A 17,286-nucleotide genomic window follows, 5' to 3' on the forward strand; every position below is an offset into this window, starting at 1 on the left:
ATCGCTTCAGTCGGCGGGCAGGTGGACGGCGTAGGCGTCGGGCATGCGGTTGTCGGAGGCCTTGTCCATGTGGCCGTTGACGAAGTCGTCCTCACTGACCCAGGTGGTGGTGCCCCAGGGGTTGTAGACCTGGAGCTTGTCGCCCTCCTGGCCGATGATCATCATCGCGTGGCCGCTGCGGTCGCCGTCCTTGTACCCCTCGACGCCGATCGGCACCGGCTTGCCGTCGGCCACGGACTTCTCGATGTCCGGCAGCACATCGCGCCGGGCATCGGCGCTCCTGGTCTCCTGGAAGTCGTACGACGCACCGGTGTGCGGGCTGATCTCCTTGTTGACCACGGTGGTCTTGCCGTCGTTGTCCATACCGTCCGGGTGCCGGGAGAACGGGAAGTCGTAGTCGTAGTTCCCGTCGCCCTCGTCGTGCACCCGCTGCTGTTCGGCGCCCAAGCGGTCGCGGAAGGCGTCGGGGTCGTCCTCCTGGCCGGAGGGGCCACCGGTCAGTCCGAGGGCGTAGACGGGGTCGACCATGGCCCGCGCGCTCACCGTGGACGACGGCACGCAGGTGTTCCCGTCCTGCGACCACCGCTCGTCGCCGAAGGCCTGGTCGTCGGTGTTGTTGTTCCTGCCGTCCTTGGCGCGTCCCTCGTCGTCCATGCTGTCGGCGGCGGTCGACACCGGCGTGAGGTGCCGCTGGAGCCACCCCGGGTCCTTGCCGTGGATCTTCTCGCGGAAGTCCGTCACGGCGTCCAGGTCGTAGCCCGCGGCCAGTGCCTTCACCAAGTAGGCGCGCTCCTGCGGCGACTTGGAGTCGGCGAGCATCTTGTCGAACTCGGCGCGGTCCTTGGCGTTCATCTTCTCCATGTACCGGCCCGAGCGCTCCAGGTCGTTCGCGCTGAGCAGTTCGTTCATCTCCGCCGGGCCGTAGATGCCCGCGGTGTCGGCGAGAACGAGCTTGTCGGCGGCGGAGAGGCCGCTGGTGTGCATCTTGCCGGCCCGCGCCTCGGAGGCGAACTTGTTGAGGTCGCGGGCGGCCGCGCGGGCCGCGTCGTCGGCGGACCGGGCCGCGGAGCGCATCTTCTCGACGCCGGCGGAGGCCGCCGTGCCGGCCCGGAAGATCGCGTCCTCCTCCTCGTCGGTGTCCACCATGTCGTCGAAGAAGCCGTCCGCGGGCCCGAGGATGGACAGCGCCTCGTGCAGCTGGCCGCGGCCGGTCTCGTCCAGTTTCTGGGCGTCCCCGACCGCGTCGCTGAGGGTCAGCAGGGCCTTGCCGCCCTTCTGCAGGGCCTCGGCCATCTGGGCGGCCGCCCGGGCGGCCGCCTGGACGACCTCGGTCGCCCCCACACTCGCCTTGCCCACCCAGACCTCCGGCAGGCCGGAGCCGGCCACCTGCTCGACCTTGTGGGCGACCTCTTCGGCGTTCTTGGACTGGGTGCGGTAGCGCTTGCCCAGCAGCTCCAGCGTGCCGGCGGAGCCGACCGGCGCCGGGACCGCGAGGGCGGAGTTGATCAGGTTGATCATCTCGTTCTTGTCGTCGCAGTCGAGGAGCTGCTTGTAGCACGCCTCCAGCGCGGCGCGGCGCTCGGTGGTGGATCCCTGCTCAGCCATCGAGAATGAAAAGACCTTTGTGTGCGGTGTCGTCGGACGGAAGGGTGCGGACCGGGCGGACCGTGGCGGCCCCGGCTCAGCCGAAGGGGGACCGGTCGGTCACGGGGGCCGGCCTGGTCGTCCACGACGGGTTCCCCGCCCCCGCCGCTCCGCCGACCTGGGAGATGACCTCGTGATCGGCCTGGTCGTAATTGCCCTTGGACGCCCGGACCTTGTCGGCGAGTTCGTGGAGCGCGCTCTCCAGGGTCTTCGCTTCCTGCTGCCAGGCGGTGGAGAACGACCGGTAGGCGGGGCCGGAATCGGAGCCGCCGAGCACGTCGTCGTCGAAGCAGACCGCGTCGGCTATGGCGCCCTTGATGTCGCCGGTATCGTCTCCGGCCGAGTCGAGCTTTTTCGCCTCGGCGTCCATGCCGCCCTGCTGGACGTGGTATCCGGAATGGCCGGCCATTGATCCCCCGTGTATGCGTTCCGCGCTGCCCGCCTTGACGTGGCACGCCGAAGGGGCGGCATGCCCCTGACATGGCGCCGCAGCGGAGGTCATCGTAACCGTGTGACCGGACGAGTGGGTCAGCCGAGCCACCGGCCGGTGGGGCTTCCCCTTCCCCAGCTGCTGCCGGGCGGCCCGCCCGGGGGACGAGCCCCGGCTCCACTGCACGAGCGAAAAAAATCGGCCGGTGATGTCGAGAACCCGTGACCGGCTCCGTCCCCGCAGTGAACGCGACCACAATGGGCCGCACCCGCTCCGAGGAGAAGCACGATGGCCAAGTACCTGCTGCTCAAGCACTACCGAGGCGCACCGGCCGCGGTCAACGACGTCCCCATGGACCGGTGGACGCCGGAAGAGATCTCGGCGCACGTGCAGTACATGAACGACTTCGCGGCCCGGCTCGAGAAGACCGGCGAGTTCGTCGACGGTCAGGCGCTCGCCCCCGAGGGGACATGGGTCCGGTACGACGGCGAGGGGCGCCCGCCCGTCACCGACGGTCCGTTCGCCGAGACCAAGGACCTCATCGCCGGCTGGATGGTGATCGACGTCGACAGCCACGAACGCGCCGTCGAGCTGGCCGGGGAGCTGTCGGCCGCCCCCGGGGCGGGCGGGAAGCCGATCCACGAGTGGCTTGAACTGCGTCCGTTCCTGACCGCGCCGCCCACCATCACGGAGTGACCTCACCGATGGACGAGGCCCTGCTCCGGAGCCTCACGCCGAGCGTGCTCGCCATCCTCGTCCGCCGCGGAGCCGACTTCGCGGCGGCCGAGGACGCGGTGCAGGAGGCGCTGATCGAGGCGCTCCGTGTCTGGCCGGCCGGCCCTTCCCCAGGCTCTCGGCCGCGCTCGAACAGGGGAGACCCCCTTCGGGACCCGAAGGGCTGGCTCGTCACCGTGGCCTGGCGCCGCTTCCTCGACGAGACCCGCGCGGACGCCGCCCGCCGCCGGCGCGAGGACCGCGTCGAGGAGGAACCGGCGCCCGGCCCCGCGCCCGCGGTGGACGACACCCTCCAGCTCTACTTCCTCTGCGCCCACCCGTCACTGACGCCGTCCTCCGCGGTGGCCCTCACCCTGCGCGCCGTCGGCGGGCTGACCACCCGCCAGATCGCCCAGGCCTACCTGGTGCCCGAGGCGACCATGGCGCAGCGCATCAGCCGGGCCAAGCGCACCGTCTCCGGTGTCCGGTTCGATCAGCCCGGTGATGTCGCCACTGCGCTCCGCGTCCTCTACCTGGTCTTCAACGAGGGCTACTCCGGTGACGTCGACCTGGCCGCCGAGGCCATCCGGCTCACCCGGCAGCTCGCGGCCCGGGTCGACCACCCCGAGGTGGCGGGGCTGCTCGCCCTCATGCTGCTCCACCACGCCCGGCGCGCCGCCCGGACTGTGCCCGACGGCAGCCTGGTGCCGCTCGCCGAGCAGGACCGCGGCCGGTGGGACACCGGGCTGATCGCCGAGGGCGTCGGGATCCTGCAGGCGGCCCTCGCCCGCGACCGGCTGGGCGAGTTCCAGGCCCAGGCCGCCATCGCGGCGCTCCACGCCGACGCACCCACCGCAGAGGAGACCGACTGGGTGCAGATCGTGGAGTGGTACGACGAGCTCGCGCGCCTGACCGACAGCCCGGTGGTCCGGCTCAACCGCGCGGTGGCCGTCGGCGAGGCCGACGGACCGCGCGCCGGCCTGGCGGCACTCGCGGAGTTGGACGACTCCTCCTCCAGCTCTTCGGGCAAGGGAGACCCCGTGCCCCGTTACGCCGCGGTGGCGGCGTACCTCCACGAGCGCGACGGCGATCTGGCGACGGCGGCACGGCTGTACGCCGAGGCGGCCCGCAAGGCACCCAACCTCGCCGAGCGCGACCACCTGACGCGCCAGGCCGCCCGGCTCAACGCCCGCCGGCGCCGCTGACGGCTCGCGCGCCTCACCAAGCCGGCCCGTCCCACCAAGCCCAAGCCGGCCCGTCCCACCAAAACAGCCGGTCCCACCAAAACAGCCCCCGCACCACGGCAGTTGCCCATACGACCGCCGTGGACGCCGATTTGACCGCCTGTTTGACCGCCCGTCCGCTAATACGGAGCGAAGGCCGTCCGGCAATACGGAGCGAAGGCCCGCCCGGCGGTACGGAGCTAAGGGGGAGTGGCCGGATGTCACGGTTCAGTGGCCGCGTCTCCCTTAATCGCTCATGCAAAGACAACTTCCAGCGGAAGCCTCTTATGTAGAGACCCAAAAGGGGTGCCCGCCTTTGGTTGCAAATCACAAGATCCACTCGTGGCGGTCTCGCGGTAGCGGCCGTATGGGGCGACGTGGCTCGCCCTCACCCGTCGCGCAGGCAAAGAGCCTCACCATCGGAGAGGGAAAGGCTGGGTTTCCCCCTTTTGCGGCAAGTCGAGCACGGCTGCGCGCCGAGCCCGCCCCGTGAGAGCAGGGGCGACCCACACCCGTTCAACACCCGCCGGCAGGAGCAGCCTTCGCTTGACCGGAGGGCGGTCTGCCGCCGTGCGCCGGTCCGCCAGGGATGACGGCACAGCCCTTAGGGTTTTGTCGTATGGCGAATGAATCCGTACGCGCCGAACGGCTGCTGGAAGCCCAGGCCAAGGCCGAGGCACTGTTCCACGAGATCGCCGTCCGCGGCCTGGTGGCCCCCGGCGAGAGCGAGCGCGCGGTCAGCGACCGCGTCCGCGATCTGGCAAACGACATGTTCGGCACCACCCGCCACTGGCACAAACGGATCATCCGCTCCGGACCCCACACCCTCCACCCGTACCGGGAGAATCCACCGGACCGCACCATCGGCGCTGACGACATCGCCTTCGCCGACTTCGGCCCGATCTTCGAGGAGTACGAAGCCGACTTCGGCCGCACCTACGTCCTGGGCGACGACCCCGTCAAACACCGCCTACGGGACGACCTGCCCAAGATCTTCGCGGCCGGACGCCACACCTTCGAGGCCACCCCGGACATCACCGGCAAGCAGCTGTACGCCCGGGTTCAAGACCTTGCCGTCGAAGCCGGCTGGGCCCTGGGAGGGTGGCACGCGGGCCACCTGGTCGGAGAATTCCCGCACGAGAAGATCGACGGTGCCGACACCGAGTCCTACATCACCCCGGCCAACGACACCCCCATGCGGCGCACCGACAAGGCCGGGCGGCGCTGCCACTGGATCCTGGAGATCCACCTCATCGACACGGAACGGGAAATCGGCGGCTTCTACGAGCAGTTGCTGGATCTCGGCTGACGCGCCGTCTGCCGGGGCGAGCACCGGCGGACGCACCGCTCATGGCCGACGGTGCTCCTCGGAAGGTTGGACGGGTAAGGGCGAGACCGTGCCGGGCCGGGGTCAGCCGGCCGGTGTCGGCCGCCAGGGTCCCGCCGGGTCGTCGTAGGCGGCGTCGTAGCCGTCGGTGGCGATGGGGGCCTGGAGGATGGCGTCCGGAACGGCGAATGCCTCCACGAGGGTGAGCGCATGGGGGGCCAGCGCGGCGCTGACGCGGTCGACGGCGGGAGCCAGGTCCCGGACCGCTTCGGCGGTGAGGTGGCCGTCCGCCAGCAGCAACCCCGCGTAGGGCGCGAGATGTTGGAGCACGAAGAGTTGGAAGACCTGCGCGAGCAGGCTGCGCGTGGTGGTGTCGCCGACGCGGTCGACGGCGGCCAGGAATGCCTGGGCGGCCCGTCGGGTGGCGTACGCGCCCACGAGGTCCAGGGCCGGGTTCACCGCGTGGTTCCAGCGGTCCATCGGGCCGGCGCCGGGCCGGCCGAGCCGGTTGCGGGCGTACCGGAAGCAGTGCAGCTCGTGCCTCACGAGCAAGTCGAGCAGGAGAGCGCAGCCGGTCAGCGCGCCGGTGCGTGCAGCGGGGGCCGGGGGCGGGCGGTAGCCGCGCCCGATCAGCATGTCGGCGCCGGCCTTCGTCCAGATGACCAGGTTGTCCCCTTCGGCGGTGATGGTGCTCTCGATCGGCGCCTGAAACAGCTGACCGAGGTGCGCATTCCGCGCGACGCAGGGCGGGAAAGGCCGGCCGGCGCCGCCCTGCCCACGAGCGCAGCAGCGACCGGGCTCAAGTGGAGGGAGAGCGCGGAGGTTCGACGCGAGGCGGCATCCACACCGCGGCCGCGAGGGAGGCGAGGAGGGCCGGCGCTGCGGCCACCGCGAAGGCCAGGGCAAAGCCGGGGGCTCCACCGCGGGCCTCGGCGAGAGTGGTGAGCACGGCGATGCCGAGTGCCGTGGCCACCTGCCGGGTCGTGTTGAGCAGGCCCGAGGCGAGCCCGGTCATCGAGGGGGCGATGCCGCTGGTGGCCGCCACGGTGATGGGCGTGAACGCCACGCCGGCACCGAGACCGAGCAACAACGCGGGCAGCGCGATGTCCACCAGGAACGCGCTGTGGGCTCCGACTCCCGACAGCCAGAGGAAGCCGGCGGCCGAGACGGCTGTCCCCACGGCGGCGGTGCGGCGGGTCCCCCAGCGCGGGGTCAGGCGCCCGGCCAGGTGAGCACCGATCATGACGGCGAAGGCGGTCGGCAGGAAGCCGAACCCCGCGCGAGTGGGGCTGTAGTGGAGCACCTGTTGCAGATAGAGCGCGAGCAGTACGGGACTGGCGAGGTAGGCGACGCCCAGACCGAAGACGACGGCGTTGGCGCTGCTGACCGAGCGGTGGGTGAAGATGCGCAGCGGTACGAGGGGTTCGCGGGCCCAGCGGCCCTGATGGACGAGGAAGAGTGCGAGCAGTGTCACGGCGCCGGCCAGGGCCGCGAACGCTGCACCGCGTGTGCCGGGTGCGCGCACCGTCACGACGCCGTAGATGAGGGCGGCGAGACCGGCCGTCACCAGGAGCGCCCCGAGCAGGTCGACGGGACGGCGTCCTGCGCCCGGTTCGGTGGAGGCTGCCCGGCGGGGCAGTACCAGCCATCCGGCCACGGCGATGGCCAGGCCGAGGGGGACCTTGACCCAGAACACCGAGCGCCAGCCGAGCGCGTCGGTGAGAGCCCCGCCCAGCACCGTTCCGGCGGCGGCGCCGACCGCGCCGACCATGCTCCACAGGCTCAGCGCGCGGGCACGCCGTACAGGGTCGCGGTACGCCTGGTGCACGACGGTCAGCGTCGCGGGCATCAGCAGCGCCCCGCCGATGCCCTGCACGGCGCGGGCGGTCACCAACTGCGCCGGGCCGTCGGCGAGGCCGCACCACACATTGCCGAGGGTGAAGAGCACAAGGCCCGTCACCAACAGCAGACGGGTGCCGAAGAGGTCGGCTAACCGCCCGCCGAGCAGCAGGAAACCGGCGAAGGTCAGGGTGTAGGCGTTCACCACCCAGCCCAGTCCTGCACCGCCGAAGCCGAGTTCGGAGCCGACCGCGGGCAGGGCGACGGAGACGATCGTGGCGTCGAGGACGACCAGGAACATCGCGCCGCAGGCGAGCAGCAGGAGCAGCCCGGGAGGTGTGGCGGCCCTCGCCGGGCGCCTGGTCGTTTCCTTCCGGGGGCGCGCGTCCTTTTCCGTGCGCACGGGCACAGCACTCCCTCCTTTCGGTACGGAGAACCGGAGAAGCAGAAGTAAGTAAGGTGAGCCTAACTCAATAGAGACCATTGGTCACTAAGGTGCGGGGAGTCGTCGTCGGCAGGGGAAGCCGTCGCCGACAGGGGGAGTCGTCGACAGGAGGAGCCGTCACCGACAGGGGTGGCCGTCAGCGGGAGTCTCCGCCCGGTCGGTAAGGTCCGGAGCATGACTGGTCCTGGCAAGCGGCCCGGCCCGCCCGCGCGGCTGAGCAGGGGTGCGATCGTGGCGGCCGCGCTCGCCTCCGGCGACCTGGAGTCGCTGTCCATGCGGCAGTTGGCGGCCCGGCTCGGCGTCTCGCACTCCGCCCTCTACCGCTGGGTTCAGGGGCGGGAGGGCGTCATCGACCTGATCGGCGAGGCGTTGATCGACCGCATCGTCCCCACCGATGCACCCACGCCGGACAATTGGCGTGCGTGGCTGGGGCGCCTCGCCTGGGCCGCGCACGACGAGTTCCTTGCCACTCCCGGCTATGCCACCCGCATCTCCCGCCCTCACCGGCACACGCGCGGCTTTTTCAAGATGCGGGACGCCGTTGTCGCCGCGTTCCGCGCGGGCGGCGCGGACCCCGAGTCGGCCGAGCAGAGCTGGTACGTGTTCGGAACCGCGCTCGTCACCTGGCTCGGTGCGCAGGAGCAGCGCCTTCTCGGCGACGTGCCGCTCCGGTTCGACCTCTTCCTGGACAGCCTGCTGCGGGGTCTGCCGGTGCGGGAGGCCCCTGAGTACGGCGCCCGGCCGTCCGCCCTTGGCGAGTAGGGCGGCGTCGTAAGTCGCCCGGGGGAAGGTCCTCTCCCGGGTGGGGCCAGTCCTCGGCGGGCGAGGGCTGGATGTGCGGCCTCTCTCCCTTGTCCGGCGGTGGCCCGCTCCTGGCCGCGCATGCGCTCCACGGGCCACATCGGCCCCCTGTCTGTCCGGTGCCGATGGTGCGGGTCTCGCGCCGCACGTACGGCGGACGCCCTGCTGCAGATGCCCGCGGCAGGGGCTCCGCGTCGCGATGGCCTCTACCGCAGGCGCCCGCGCTGCCCCCACCGCCCATGCCCGTACCGCGGACAACCGCACCACCATCTTGCTCGGGTGAGCAAACCCCGCTACCTTCTTGCTCATGCAAGCAAGAAACAGTACGGCCAAGCAAAAGGCGGCACGCAAGACCAAGCCCTCCTTCACCGAGACGGGCCGCCGCGCCCAGATCGTCGCCGCGGCGATCGATGTCATCGCCGATGCCGGGTACCACCGCGCCTCGTTTGCGAAGATCGCGGAGCGCGCCGGGCTGAGCAGCACGGGGATGATCTCCTACCACTTCGACGGGCGGGACGACCTGATGCGGGAGGTCGTCGCCGAGGTGATGCGGCTCGCGGAGGGGTACATCCGCCCCCGCATCGAGGCCCACGAGAGCTATGCGGCCCGCCTGCGCGCCTCCATCGAGGGCAACCTCGACCTGTTCGCCGAGTACCCGAACCACCTCGCGGCGCTCGTCGAGATCCTTGCCAACCTCCGCGGCGGCGACCCCGGGATGGTCGCTTTCCTCGACTCGACGGAGGCGAACCTCGCCGTCCAGGTGGAGCAGATCCGCAAGGCGCAGCGCGCGGGCGCATTCGGTGACTTCGACCCGTGGGTGATGATGCGGGTGATCCGCGCCGCCATCGACGACGTGGTGCGCCGCGCCACCCACGATCCCGATCTCGATGTGCGGGCCGCCGGCCGGGAGCTGGCGGACCTGTTCGAGCGCGCCACCAGGAACACGTCATGACCACAGCGGACACGGGGGCACACACCATGGCGACGCACCAGGCACCACAGACCGACACGGACGGATCCGCCACGGCGACGGCCCGGGGCCGCACGGCGGCGCTGCGCCGGCGGCTCGTCGTGCAACTGCTCTTCGAGCTCGTTCTCCCGCTCGGCTCCTACTACGGGCTGCGGGCGGCCGGCGCAGGCCAGTGGCTCTCGATGGTCGTCGGCGGTGTGCTGCTCCTGCCATGGATCGGCTACGGCATCGTGCGGCAGCGGCGCGTCGAGGCAATGGCGGTGTTCACGCTGAGCCTGGTGGTGGCCGGAACACTGCTGTCGCTGATCACCGGCAGTCCGCGGGTGCTGATGATCCGGGACAGCTGGCTGACCGCCGCGATCGGGCTCTGGGTGCTCGGCACGCTGCTCACCCGGCGCCCGTTCATCATGACGGCCTCGCGCGGCATCGTCATCGCCAAGGTCGGCGAGGCCGGGCTGGCCGCCTGGGAGGCGCGGTGGGACGAGGAGCCGACGTTCCGTCACCACCTGCGACTGGTCACGGCGGTGTGGGGAGCGGTCTTCCTGCTCGACGCGCTGCTGCGGGTGGTGCTGGTGTACACGATCCCGCTGGACGCCTTCCCGCTGACCAGCACCGTGCTCTGGCTGCTGATGCTCGGGGGGCTGTTCGCGTTCCACAACTGGTACCTCACCCGGCACGGCCTGAAGCTGTAGGGGAGCCTCTGGACACCGACGTCGACGTACTGATCGTGGGGGCGGGCCCGACCGGCCTGTTGCTCGCCAACGAGCTGGGACTGGCCGGAGTGCGGACGGTGGTCGCGGAGCGGCTGCCCCGCCGGAGCGGCCAGTCCGAAGCGCTCAATCTGCGGCCGCGCACCGCCGAGGTGCTGGACTGCCGGGGCCGGCTGGGGCCCGTATGGGACCGGTCACTGGCTCCCTCGGCATCGAAGAGACCGCTCGTCTCCCCGGGCTTCCCCTACGGATGGTGACCGCCCTGGCCGCCGACCCTGACCCGGCCGTGCGGGCCGCGGCCTGCCCGAGGGCCTGGCCTCACCTGGGCGGCCCGGCCCGGCGTCGGCTCCTGGACGACCCCTCCGACAAGGTCCGTGCCGAGGCACTGCTCCGGCACCACCAGGACCATCCGATGCCCCCTTCGGTCTTCGACTCCGACAACGTTCAGGAACGCGCCCTGCAGACCTGCCGCCTGGAACGCGGCCTCGCCGAAAGCCTGGCACGCCACGGTGAGCCGGCCCAGCGCTGCGCGCTTGCCGGCAACCCCTATTTGGACCCGGCCCTGGTCGAGCGCCTTGCCCAGGATTCCGACGAAGACGTCCGCTCCGTAGTGGCCACCAGGCCCGACCTCTCCGAGGAACAGCGGGCAGGCATCTGCACCGACGTCGACCCAAGCGGCCACCGCTCCCCGCTCCGGTGGGTCGTGGCGCTGCACGACGACCCCGACGCCATGCGCCGCCTGGCCGCCTCCTCCCACCCTCTCGTGCGCAGAAGCGTCGCCCGCGCCCGGCACCTCCCGCCCGACGTCATCGAACGCCTCGCCCGGGACGAGGACCGTGTCGTACAGCTCTTCCTCGCCGAATCCTGCGACGACGCACCTGCCGACATGCTGCTCGGGGTCTGGCAATGGTGGACCGGCAGCCTCAGCGTTCCCGACCGCCCCCACAGCCACCCGAACTTCCCCCGCCGCGACCTCCTGCGTTACGCCGACGACCCGAATCCGCGCATGCGGCAACTGGCCCTCGATGACCCCGAATCGACGATCGAGCTCGTGGAGCGGTTCAGCCGGGACACCGCAGCGGAGGTGCGGCTGCGGGCAGCGACCGACCCCCCGGCTGACGGTCGCCTCGGCCGTGCGGATGCTCGACGACCCGCACGAGCGCATACGCCGCGCGGCCGCCATGCACCCGCAGTTGCCCGCCCGGGTGCTGGTCCAGCTGCTGCGCGACACGGACACCGCGCAAGCTGCAGCCCAGCACCCGGCACTGCCCGTCGCGGTGATGGAGCGGATGCTCCGGTGATGTCATCCCCCCACCTCGCTCATGCGCGCGTGCGCTCGTGTTCTTGCTCCGCGACCCGCGCATGTGATCGGGACTAGGGTGGTCCGATGCCGCTTGTGGAAGTGACCTATGCGCCGGGTGTCGCCGAATCGAAGCTCCGGGAACTGGGGTCGGTACTGCCGCACCTGGTGTCCGAGGCCGTGGAGTGTCCCGAGGAACCGTACGACGGGGACTTGCAGCCGGGCGATGTGGAGATTCGCTTCCGCAGGCTGGGTCCGTTGGACCGGAGCGGTTTGGACGTGGTGATCGAGGTGAGGTCCAAGTGGTTCGAGAGCCGGGCCGCCGACCGCCAAGAACGCGTGGACAGGCTTCACCAGGACATCAGGACTGCGACCGGACTCCACGACTTCGGCGTTTACTTGTCACTCCCCTCAGCTGCGTGGTCACAGGGAGACTGAAGCAGCCCTCCGCCTCTGACCAGGACGGCTCCTGTCCGGCCAAGACGCCTCTTGTTCGATGGCGCGAGCCGGTTCACAGGATGGCGGCACCCGTTCACCGGTCGGCGGCACCCTCGGCCGTCTCGGCCTTGTCGAGGTCCCGGGCGACGATGCCCTCCATATGACGCGTGAAGACGGTCGCGGCCTCGGGGTTCATGCGGCGCAACGCGACCATGCCGGTGACGATGACATCGCAGACCTCGGCCTCGACGTCCTCCCAGGTGTGCGAGTGGCCCTTCCGAGGGTTCTGCCCCATGGCCCCGATCACCGCCTCGGCGACCTCGCCGGCCTCCTCCTGGATCTTCAGCAGTTGCAGCAGGATGCGCTGTTCGCGAGGGAGCGTGGAGTGTTCCTCCAGGCGGGCGGCAAGGCGGGCGATCGTCTGCCAGGTCTCGGTCATCTGCGTCTCGATTCCTCTCGTACGGTCGGGGTTCAGCCGGCCAGGGAGCGTGCGTGCCCTCGCCTGCCGGGAGTTGCGGCCCCGGCAGGTGGTGGCGCAAGCCGGGGCTGACGATGCTTACCGGTCTTTGGCCAGGGCTACGAGCTCGGCGAACAGGCCATCGGCATGGAGCAGGTCGTCGTAGGTGCCGTCCTCGATCACGCGGCCGTGCTCCATGACGATGATCCGGTCGGCCAGACGGGTGTTCTCGAGCTGGTGGGTCACGACGATCGTCATGCACGCGGCGGCCAACCGCTTGATCTCCAGGAAGATCTGGTGCTCACCGCGGGCGTCCATCTGCGAGGTCGGCTCGTCCAGGATCAGCAGCGGAGTCTGCCGGTACAGCGCGCGGCCGCACACCAGACGCTGCCACTGCCCACCCGAGAGTTCCACGCCGCCGAACAGCTCCCGGGCCAGGAGGGAATCGAGCTGGTTCGGCAGTTCCTCGATGGTGTCACGCATGCCGACGGCGTCGATGGCTTTCCACACCAGGTCGTCGTCCCATGTCTTGGGCTGGCCGAGCGTGATGTTCTCGCGGACCCGCAGCGGCCAGGTGGCGAAGTTCTGCGGTACGAGCGCGGTCCGCTTCCACACGGCGTCGACATCGGCCCGGGCCAGGTCGGTGCCGTCCCACAGGACGCGGCCTTTGTCGGCGACGAGGATGCCGGTGATGAGCTTGGTGAGCGTGGACTTGCCGGAGCCGTTCTCTCCGACGACGGCCAGGATCTCGCCCCGTCGCAGACGCAGGGAGACGCCGTCGACGGCGGGCTGTTCTTTGCCCGGGTACCGGTAGACGACGTCGTCGAGCCGGATCTCGTGCACCTCCTCCGGGATCGTCAGCGCACCCCGCTCGGGGGCGCGCTCGGTGGCCATGGTGAGGAAGGCGCGCATGTCGGAGAGGTAGAGCGAGGTGTGGAACATGGCGGCACCCTGGATGACGACCTGGGAGAGCGCGGCGAGGGCGGTCTGGACGGCGACGAGGGCGGTGGCGGCGACCGGAAGGGGGACGCGGCCGGTGGCGGCCAGCCAGGCGAGGGTGGCCCAGGTGCCCATCAGGAAGATGCCGCCGAGGGCACCGGCGGTCAGGTCGATGCGGAGCCGTCGCGGGGCGGAGCCCAGGGTGCGCTGGTCGATGCGCTCGGACAGGGCCCGGTACCAGTACAGGAGGTAGCCCGTCATGCCGTTGGCGCGGACCTCGTCGCCGTGGCGGGGCAGGGTGGCCCACCAGCGCATCATGCCGCGTACGTTGCGGTCGCCGATGTTCAGGTAGTGCGTCTCGTAGTCCACGCGGGCCCGCAGGATCGCGCCGGTCCCGGCCGGGAGCACGGCGAGCAGGAGGACCGGGAGCATCATCCAGTGCAGCACGGTGATGACGCCGCCCGCCGCGACCATCCGGACGACCGCGGCCATGAGCCGCTGGGCGTCGTCGACCATGGTGGCGGTGCGGACGGTGCCGATCTCTGCGGCTTCCTGCCGGTCGGAGAAGCCGTCCTCGTTGTAGGCCGCGGCCTCGACCCGGCAGGTGGCGGCGACCAGCGCCACATCGGCCTCGGTCATCAGCCGGGGGGTGATGCGGCTGGAGGCGTAGGAGGCGAGGGCTGAGCTGATGCGTCCCGTGCCGGCGGCGAGGGTGAGCACGATCAGGGCGGTCAGGGCGCCCTGCAGGCGTTCGGAGACGGGGTCGGCTGCGAGCAGATGCGTCATGGCCTTCGCGGTGAAGGCGAGCAGGACGGCGGCCGCAGCGCCGGTGAGGAGCTGGCAGAGCACGAGAAGCAGGACGGCGGCCCGGTCCACGTCCCAGGCCATCCGTACGGTGTCGCCGAGGACGGCGGGAAGGCGTCTGCCCATCGTGAAGAAACCGGCCTCGGCCAGCGGGTTCTTGCCGAACTCGCCCTCGAACTCGATGGCCGCCGGGGGTGGCGGGGGAGGCGTCTCCTCGTTGGCGGTCAAGGCGTCGGTCACAGTCACCTGCGTCCCTCCTGGGGCCGGTGCCGCACCTGGATGGTCCGGCAGTGCACGGCCTAACGACGCCCACAGAGAATCGAACGCGCTCGATTCCGGACGTGTGCGAGCCCGGGCGCGGCAAGGGCTCGAACGCGTGGGCGCCTTACTGGGGCCGCCCTCGGGCGGTGGGGCTTGGCCGAATCGCCGCTATCCGGAACGCGTGGGGCGCATGAGGATTGCGCCGCCGTCGGCCGGCCGAGGGAGCCTGGGGCCGAACATCTCGTGCGTCCGGCAAACGGGGTCCGGTTCCGGATGACATAGCGTCATCCGGAACCGATCCTGGCCGTCCGCTCAGGACGGGTGATCACGGGTTATCTGAGCGGCCCTTGCTCGTCGACGAAAGCGGGGGCGTGGTCAGGAACACCTCGGCGCTCACCGGGCCGTAGGCGATGTGGAACGTGTCCAGCCAGTACGACCAGTCCTGCGCCCCTGCCATGCTGCTGAAGCGGTAGTTGAGCTGCCGGCGCACCCACTGGCCGGGGGCGAGGCGCACTGCCGGGGGCCGTCGTGGCCGGGGCGGCAGGGCGAACAAGGGGTCCACCCGGGGCAGGACCCGCAACCGTCCGTCGGCTTCCCGGAGTTGTACATCGACCCTGCCGAGGTCTTCCCGGGTGTCATACGGCTCGAAGCCGTCGCGCTCGTGCAGACGCATCACGTGTGCGGAGCCGGCTTCGGCATGCGGGAGCGCAAAGCCGATCGGGGCCGCGTTCCTGCGCGAAGCGGCTTCCCCTCCCCTGGACTTCTTCGTCCAGGACGTCCGTATCCACTGGACGGTGATCTCCATGGCGCCCTCCGTGCCACCGACGAAGCCACCTGGCTAGGTGCCGTCCCCGCTCGCCGTACGCCGTGACTCCTCGACGATCCGCTGCAGAGCCGCCGCGTGTGCTTCCAACGCTGCCCGCCCGCCGTCGCAGAGGTTCACCCAGGTGCGGGGGCGGTTGCCGACGTACCCCTTGCGCACCTCGACGTACCCGTGCGACTGCAGCGTACTGATCTGTTTGGACAGGGCGGAGGGAGACAGCCCCGCCGACTCCTTCACCCAGCTGAACTCGGCCCACTGCACGCCCGCGAGCAGCGACACGATCGTCAGCCGGGTGGGGTCAAGGAGTACGGGGTCGAAGTCAGCGTGTGCCATCGAGGGCGCTCGCCCCTGTGCGCCGGCCGCCGTGCACGGCAACCGAGAGCAGCGCCCGCTGCCAGCTCTGCCCGAACAGGGCCAGGGCGCCGCCGCCCACCACGCCCACCGCGGTCCGCCAGTACGGCACGTCGAGGGTCCAGTGCGGCTGCAGCAACTGGATGGCGAAGCCGGCCAGGAGTACGACAAGCAGTGTGAGCAGCGCGTAACTGCGGAAGCGCCCGGAAATCTCCTGCCTGCGCATCCGGACGGGCTGACCCAGCAGAGTCGAGCCCTTGCGGGTGTTGAGCAGCACGACATAGCCGACGCCGAGTATTCCGTAAGCCGCCGAGGACCAGGCGGCCGCTCCCGCTCCGAAGAAGTCGGGAGCTGCGAAGAGCGCGCCGAACACGACGCCGAACACCACGGATACCCAACGGGAGTTGGCGGCCGAGCTGTGCGCCTGCTCCCGGTGCCGGTCAATGTCCCTGAGAGCGCGGGCCGCTTCGTCTGCCGAGGGCCGGGGGCCGTCGGGTTCGGACGGCGATGACGTAGATGACATGGCTATCTCCTTGAAGGGCTCGTTGCCTCATCGGAATCAGTTTCCTGAGAGGAAACTACTCTCCCGTGTTGGTGATAGTCAACGAGGTGTCAGTTTCCTTGGATGTTGCGGTGATACCGCCGCCCCTTGCTCCAGCGCCCCTGCATGACCTGCTTCAGGAAGGCGGCGGAACTCGCTGATATCGCGAGGCTCTTTGCCGCCTCGCGACCAGGCCTACCGCGCGGTGTGATCCCCCTCGTCCGCCGAGGTGAGGGCGTCGAGGTCATCGGCGTAAGAGCGGATGTGGAGGGCCCGGTGGGCGCGGACGGCGGCGATCACGGAGGCGAACGCCGGGTACGCGTGCGGGTGTTCCTCCAAGAGGCCCACGGCGGCGACGGCACCGTATTCCGCGGTGTCCTCGTCTTCCGACCGGGTCAAACGCAGGCAGATCTCCGCCGCACGGACCGAGTCGGCCATGGCGATCAGCGTCTCTGCCAGCGGGTTGTCCGACCAGCGCCACTGTTCGCCTTCGATGACATCGCCGTTGAGCACGTCGCCGTGCTCCCAAGCCTCGGTGACGGCGGCGGTCACCTCGGTGGTCCACGGCAGTCCGGCTTGGGCGATGCCCCACGCCGCGGCGGCGCGGACAGCGGGCGTGTGACGGGATGCCAGAGCGCCGGAGAGCCATGCGGCGCGGTGGGCGACGTCATGCCGGGCGACTCCACCGGTCATGACCGCAGCGATGAGCGGGTCCGGTTCGCTGAGGGCGCGCTCGCCCAGCGCGCGTACGGCCAGCTCCTCATGCCCGGTGCGCAATCCGGTCATGTAGGCGACGCGGTGCCGCACTTCACGAACCGGGTCGGTGAGGAGGGGAAGCAGGCGCGGGGTCGCCCGCGCGTGGGCCGTACGGATCTCGTGGTGCACGGCTTCGGTCTCCGCGATACCGATGGTGATGCCGAGCAGCAGGTCGGCGAGGGTTGCCCGGTGAGGTGCCGTGGGGTCGAGCAGGAGGTCCACGAGGACGGGGTACGCCTTGGCCGACCCTGCGTAGACGCTGCCCTGGTGGACCAGGCAGTTGTGGAGGACCTCAACGGCCCGTCCGGCGCGGTCCGAGTCCTCGCCACAGGCGTCACGAAGCCACTTGAGGGTGTCCGCTCCGTCGCCGTAGGCGTGTTCCGCCTCTGTCCAGTCGGTGTCGTGCAGTGCGATCCGTGCCCGCATCGTCGCTCTCGTCCCCTCCGGGGTGTGTGCACTCTCGTGCCGTCGGCTGCCCCAAGGCTAGGGAACGGGAGGGAGCTTCACGCGGGA

General features: G+C 70.7%; 19 protein-coding genes and 1 pseudogene. 9 read left to right on the top strand and 11 right to left on the bottom strand.

Features of this window, described 5'->3' with window-relative positions; all coding sequences use genetic code 11:
• Positions 1-6: 6 nt before the first annotated feature.
• Positions 7-1,605: a peptidoglycan-binding protein gene (locus tag OHS81_RS32705; RefSeq protein WP_328389253.1), complete on the bottom strand. Its 1,599-nt coding sequence runs from the start codon at positions 1,603-1,605 to the stop codon at positions 7-9.
• 76 nt (positions 1,606-1,681) lie between these two features.
• Positions 1,682-2,053, bottom strand: coding sequence for a type VII secretion target (locus OHS81_RS32710; protein WP_328389255.1), 372 nt, complete (start codon positions 2,051-2,053; stop codon positions 1,682-1,684).
• A 309-nt stretch (positions 2,054-2,362) separates the two neighbouring features.
• On the opposite strand from OHS81_RS32710, the gene OHS81_RS32715 reads away from it, so the two are divergent.
• The 3 genes from OHS81_RS32715 (at position 2,363) to OHS81_RS32725 (ending at position 5,320) form a co-directional block, all read left to right on the top strand.
• Positions 2,363-2,770: a YciI family protein gene (locus OHS81_RS32715; RefSeq protein WP_328389257.1), complete on the top strand. Its 408-nt coding sequence runs from the start codon at positions 2,363-2,365 to the stop codon at positions 2,768-2,770.
• Between the two features lie 8 nt (positions 2,771-2,778).
• Positions 2,779-3,993: an RNA polymerase sigma factor gene (locus OHS81_RS32720; protein ID WP_328391585.1), complete on the top strand. Its 1,215-nt coding sequence runs from the start codon at positions 2,779-2,781 to the stop codon at positions 3,991-3,993.
• Positions 3,994-4,630: 637 nt separating this feature from the next.
• Positions 4,631-5,320 (top strand): M24 family metallopeptidase, encoded by a 690-nt coding sequence (locus tag OHS81_RS32725; RefSeq protein ID WP_328389259.1) that lies wholly within the window; start codon positions 4,631-4,633, stop codon positions 5,318-5,320.
• 102 nt (positions 5,321-5,422) lie between these two features.
• Here OHS81_RS32725 and OHS81_RS32730 read toward each other — a convergent pair whose 3' ends face one another.
• Both OHS81_RS32730 and OHS81_RS32735 read right to left on the bottom strand, forming a co-directional pair.
• Complete coding sequence (locus OHS81_RS32730; RefSeq protein WP_328389261.1) at positions 5,423-5,974, bottom strand: acyl-CoA dehydrogenase; 552 nt, start codon at positions 5,972-5,974, stop codon at positions 5,423-5,425.
• A gap of 163 nt (positions 5,975-6,137) precedes the next feature.
• Positions 6,138-7,586, bottom strand: a complete 1,449-nt coding sequence (locus OHS81_RS32735; protein ID WP_328389263.1) for a DHA2 family efflux MFS transporter permease subunit — start codon at positions 7,584-7,586, stop codon at positions 6,138-6,140.
• A 210-nt stretch (positions 7,587-7,796) separates the two neighbouring features.
• Between OHS81_RS32735 and OHS81_RS32740 the strand changes: the two genes are divergently transcribed.
• From OHS81_RS32740 to OHS81_RS32755, 4 genes are all read left to right on the top strand, one after another.
• A complete protein-coding gene (locus OHS81_RS32740; protein ID WP_328389265.1) occupies positions 7,797-8,384 on the top strand; it encodes a TetR/AcrR family transcriptional regulator in 588 nt (195 codons plus the stop codon).
• A gap of 346 nt (positions 8,385-8,730) precedes the next feature.
• On the top strand, positions 8,731-9,375 hold the full coding sequence (locus OHS81_RS32745) for a TetR/AcrR family transcriptional regulator (protein ID WP_328389267.1): 645 nt from the start codon (positions 8,731-8,733) through the stop codon (positions 9,373-9,375).
• A complete protein-coding gene (locus OHS81_RS32750) occupies positions 9,372-10,085 on the top strand; it encodes a VC0807 family protein (protein ID WP_328389269.1) in 714 nt (237 codons plus the stop codon). Before OHS81_RS32745 ends, OHS81_RS32750 begins: the two co-directional genes overlap by 4 nt.
• Positions 10,086-10,120: 35 nt before the next feature.
• Positions 10,121-10,360, top strand: a complete 240-nt coding sequence (locus OHS81_RS32755; RefSeq protein WP_443058801.1) for an FAD-dependent monooxygenase — start codon at positions 10,121-10,123, stop codon at positions 10,358-10,360.
• On the opposite strand, the gene OHS81_RS32760 is transcribed toward OHS81_RS32755, so the two are convergent.
• The gene (locus OHS81_RS32760; protein ID WP_328389271.1) at positions 10,348-11,010 is read right to left on the bottom strand and encodes a hypothetical protein; all 663 of its coding nucleotides are present in this window, start codon (positions 11,008-11,010) and stop codon (positions 10,348-10,350) included. The genes OHS81_RS32755 and OHS81_RS32760 overlap by 13 nt on opposite strands.
• Positions 11,011-11,236: 226 nt before the next feature.
• On the opposite strand from OHS81_RS32760, the gene OHS81_RS32765 reads away from it, so the two are divergent.
• Together OHS81_RS32765 and OHS81_RS32770 are read left to right on the top strand one after the other, a co-directional pair.
• Positions 11,237-11,404, top strand: a complete 168-nt coding sequence (locus OHS81_RS32765) for a hypothetical protein (RefSeq protein WP_328389273.1) — start codon at positions 11,237-11,239, stop codon at positions 11,402-11,404.
• A gap of 86 nt (positions 11,405-11,490) precedes the next feature.
• Positions 11,491-11,841, top strand: a complete 351-nt coding sequence (locus OHS81_RS32770; RefSeq protein WP_328389275.1) for a hypothetical protein — start codon at positions 11,491-11,493, stop codon at positions 11,839-11,841.
• Positions 11,842-11,935: 94 nt separating this feature from the next.
• Here the strand turns inward: OHS81_RS32770 and OHS81_RS32775 are convergent, their stop codons facing one another.
• The 6 genes and pseudogenes from OHS81_RS32775 to OHS81_RS32800 form a co-directional block, all read right to left on the bottom strand.
• Positions 11,936-12,280, bottom strand: coding sequence for a MazG-like family protein (locus OHS81_RS32775; protein ID WP_328389277.1), 345 nt, complete (start codon positions 12,278-12,280; stop codon positions 11,936-11,938).
• 117 nt (positions 12,281-12,397) lie between these two features.
• A complete protein-coding gene (locus OHS81_RS32780) occupies positions 12,398-14,281 on the bottom strand; it encodes an ATP-binding cassette domain-containing protein (protein WP_443058880.1) in 1,884 nt (627 codons plus the stop codon).
• 353 nt (positions 14,282-14,634) lie between these two features.
• Positions 14,635-15,107: pseudogene (locus OHS81_RS32785) on the bottom strand (hypothetical protein).
• 33 nt (positions 15,108-15,140) lie between these two features.
• Positions 15,141-15,458 carry a transcriptional regulator gene (locus OHS81_RS32790; protein WP_328389281.1) on the bottom strand — a complete coding sequence of 106 codons (318 nt, stop codon included), beginning with the start codon at positions 15,456-15,458 and terminating at the stop codon, positions 15,141-15,143.
• Positions 15,445-15,999, bottom strand: coding sequence for a hypothetical protein (locus OHS81_RS32795; protein ID WP_328389283.1), 555 nt, complete (start codon positions 15,997-15,999; stop codon positions 15,445-15,447). Before OHS81_RS32795 ends, OHS81_RS32790 begins: the two co-directional genes overlap by 14 nt.
• A 213-nt stretch (positions 16,000-16,212) precedes the next feature.
• Positions 16,213-17,199, bottom strand: coding sequence for a hypothetical protein (locus tag OHS81_RS32800; protein WP_328389285.1), 987 nt, complete (start codon positions 17,197-17,199; stop codon positions 16,213-16,215).
• Positions 17,200-17,286 lie beyond the last annotated feature (87 nt).

It is taken from the genome of Streptomyces sp. NBC_00400, assembly GCF_036048035.1.
GTDB lineage: Bacteria > Actinomycetota > Actinomycetes > Streptomycetales > Streptomycetaceae > Streptomyces.

What these genes read in the sequence shown, in the direction of transcription:
- OHS81_RS32770 (WP_328389275.1), top strand. Translation starts at nt 11,491, where the DNA reads ATGCCGCTTGTGGAAGTGACCTATGCGCCGGGTGTCGCCGAATCGAAG.
- OHS81_RS32720 (WP_328391585.1), top strand. Translation starts at nt 2,779, where the DNA reads ATGGACGAGGCCCTGCTCCGGAGCCTCACGCCGAGCGTGCTCGCCATC.
- OHS81_RS32740 (WP_328389265.1), top strand. Translation starts at nt 7,797, where the DNA reads ATGACTGGTCCTGGCAAGCGGCCCGGCCCGCCCGCGCGGCTGAGCAGG.
- OHS81_RS32730 (WP_328389261.1), bottom strand. Translation starts at nt 5,974, where the DNA reads ATGCTGATCGGGCGCGGCTACCGCCCGCCCCCGGCCCCCGCTGCACGC.
- OHS81_RS32705 (WP_328389253.1), bottom strand. Translation starts at nt 1,605, where the DNA reads ATGGCTGAGCAGGGATCCACCACCGAGCGCCGCGCCGCGCTGGAGGCG.
- OHS81_RS32750 (WP_328389269.1), top strand. Translation starts at nt 9,372, where the DNA reads ATGACCACAGCGGACACGGGGGCACACACCATGGCGACGCACCAGGCA.
- OHS81_RS32715 (WP_328389257.1), top strand. Translation starts at nt 2,363, where the DNA reads ATGGCCAAGTACCTGCTGCTCAAGCACTACCGAGGCGCACCGGCCGCG.
- OHS81_RS32790 (WP_328389281.1), bottom strand. Translation starts at nt 15,458, where the DNA reads ATGGCACACGCTGACTTCGACCCCGTACTCCTTGACCCCACCCGGCTG.
- OHS81_RS32800 (WP_328389285.1), bottom strand. Translation starts at nt 17,199, where the DNA reads ATGCGGGCACGGATCGCACTGCACGACACCGACTGGACAGAGGCGGAA.
- OHS81_RS32775 (WP_328389277.1), bottom strand. Translation starts at nt 12,280, where the DNA reads ATGACCGAGACCTGGCAGACGATCGCCCGCCTTGCCGCCCGCCTGGAG.
- OHS81_RS32725 (WP_328389259.1), top strand. Translation starts at nt 4,631, where the DNA reads ATGGCGAATGAATCCGTACGCGCCGAACGGCTGCTGGAAGCCCAGGCC.
- OHS81_RS32795 (WP_328389283.1), bottom strand. Translation starts at nt 15,999, where the DNA reads ATGTCATCTACGTCATCGCCGTCCGAACCCGACGGCCCCCGGCCCTCG.
- OHS81_RS32745 (WP_328389267.1), top strand. Translation starts at nt 8,731, where the DNA reads ATGCAAGCAAGAAACAGTACGGCCAAGCAAAAGGCGGCACGCAAGACC.
- OHS81_RS32710 (WP_328389255.1), bottom strand. Translation starts at nt 2,053, where the DNA reads ATGGCCGGCCATTCCGGATACCACGTCCAGCAGGGCGGCATGGACGCC.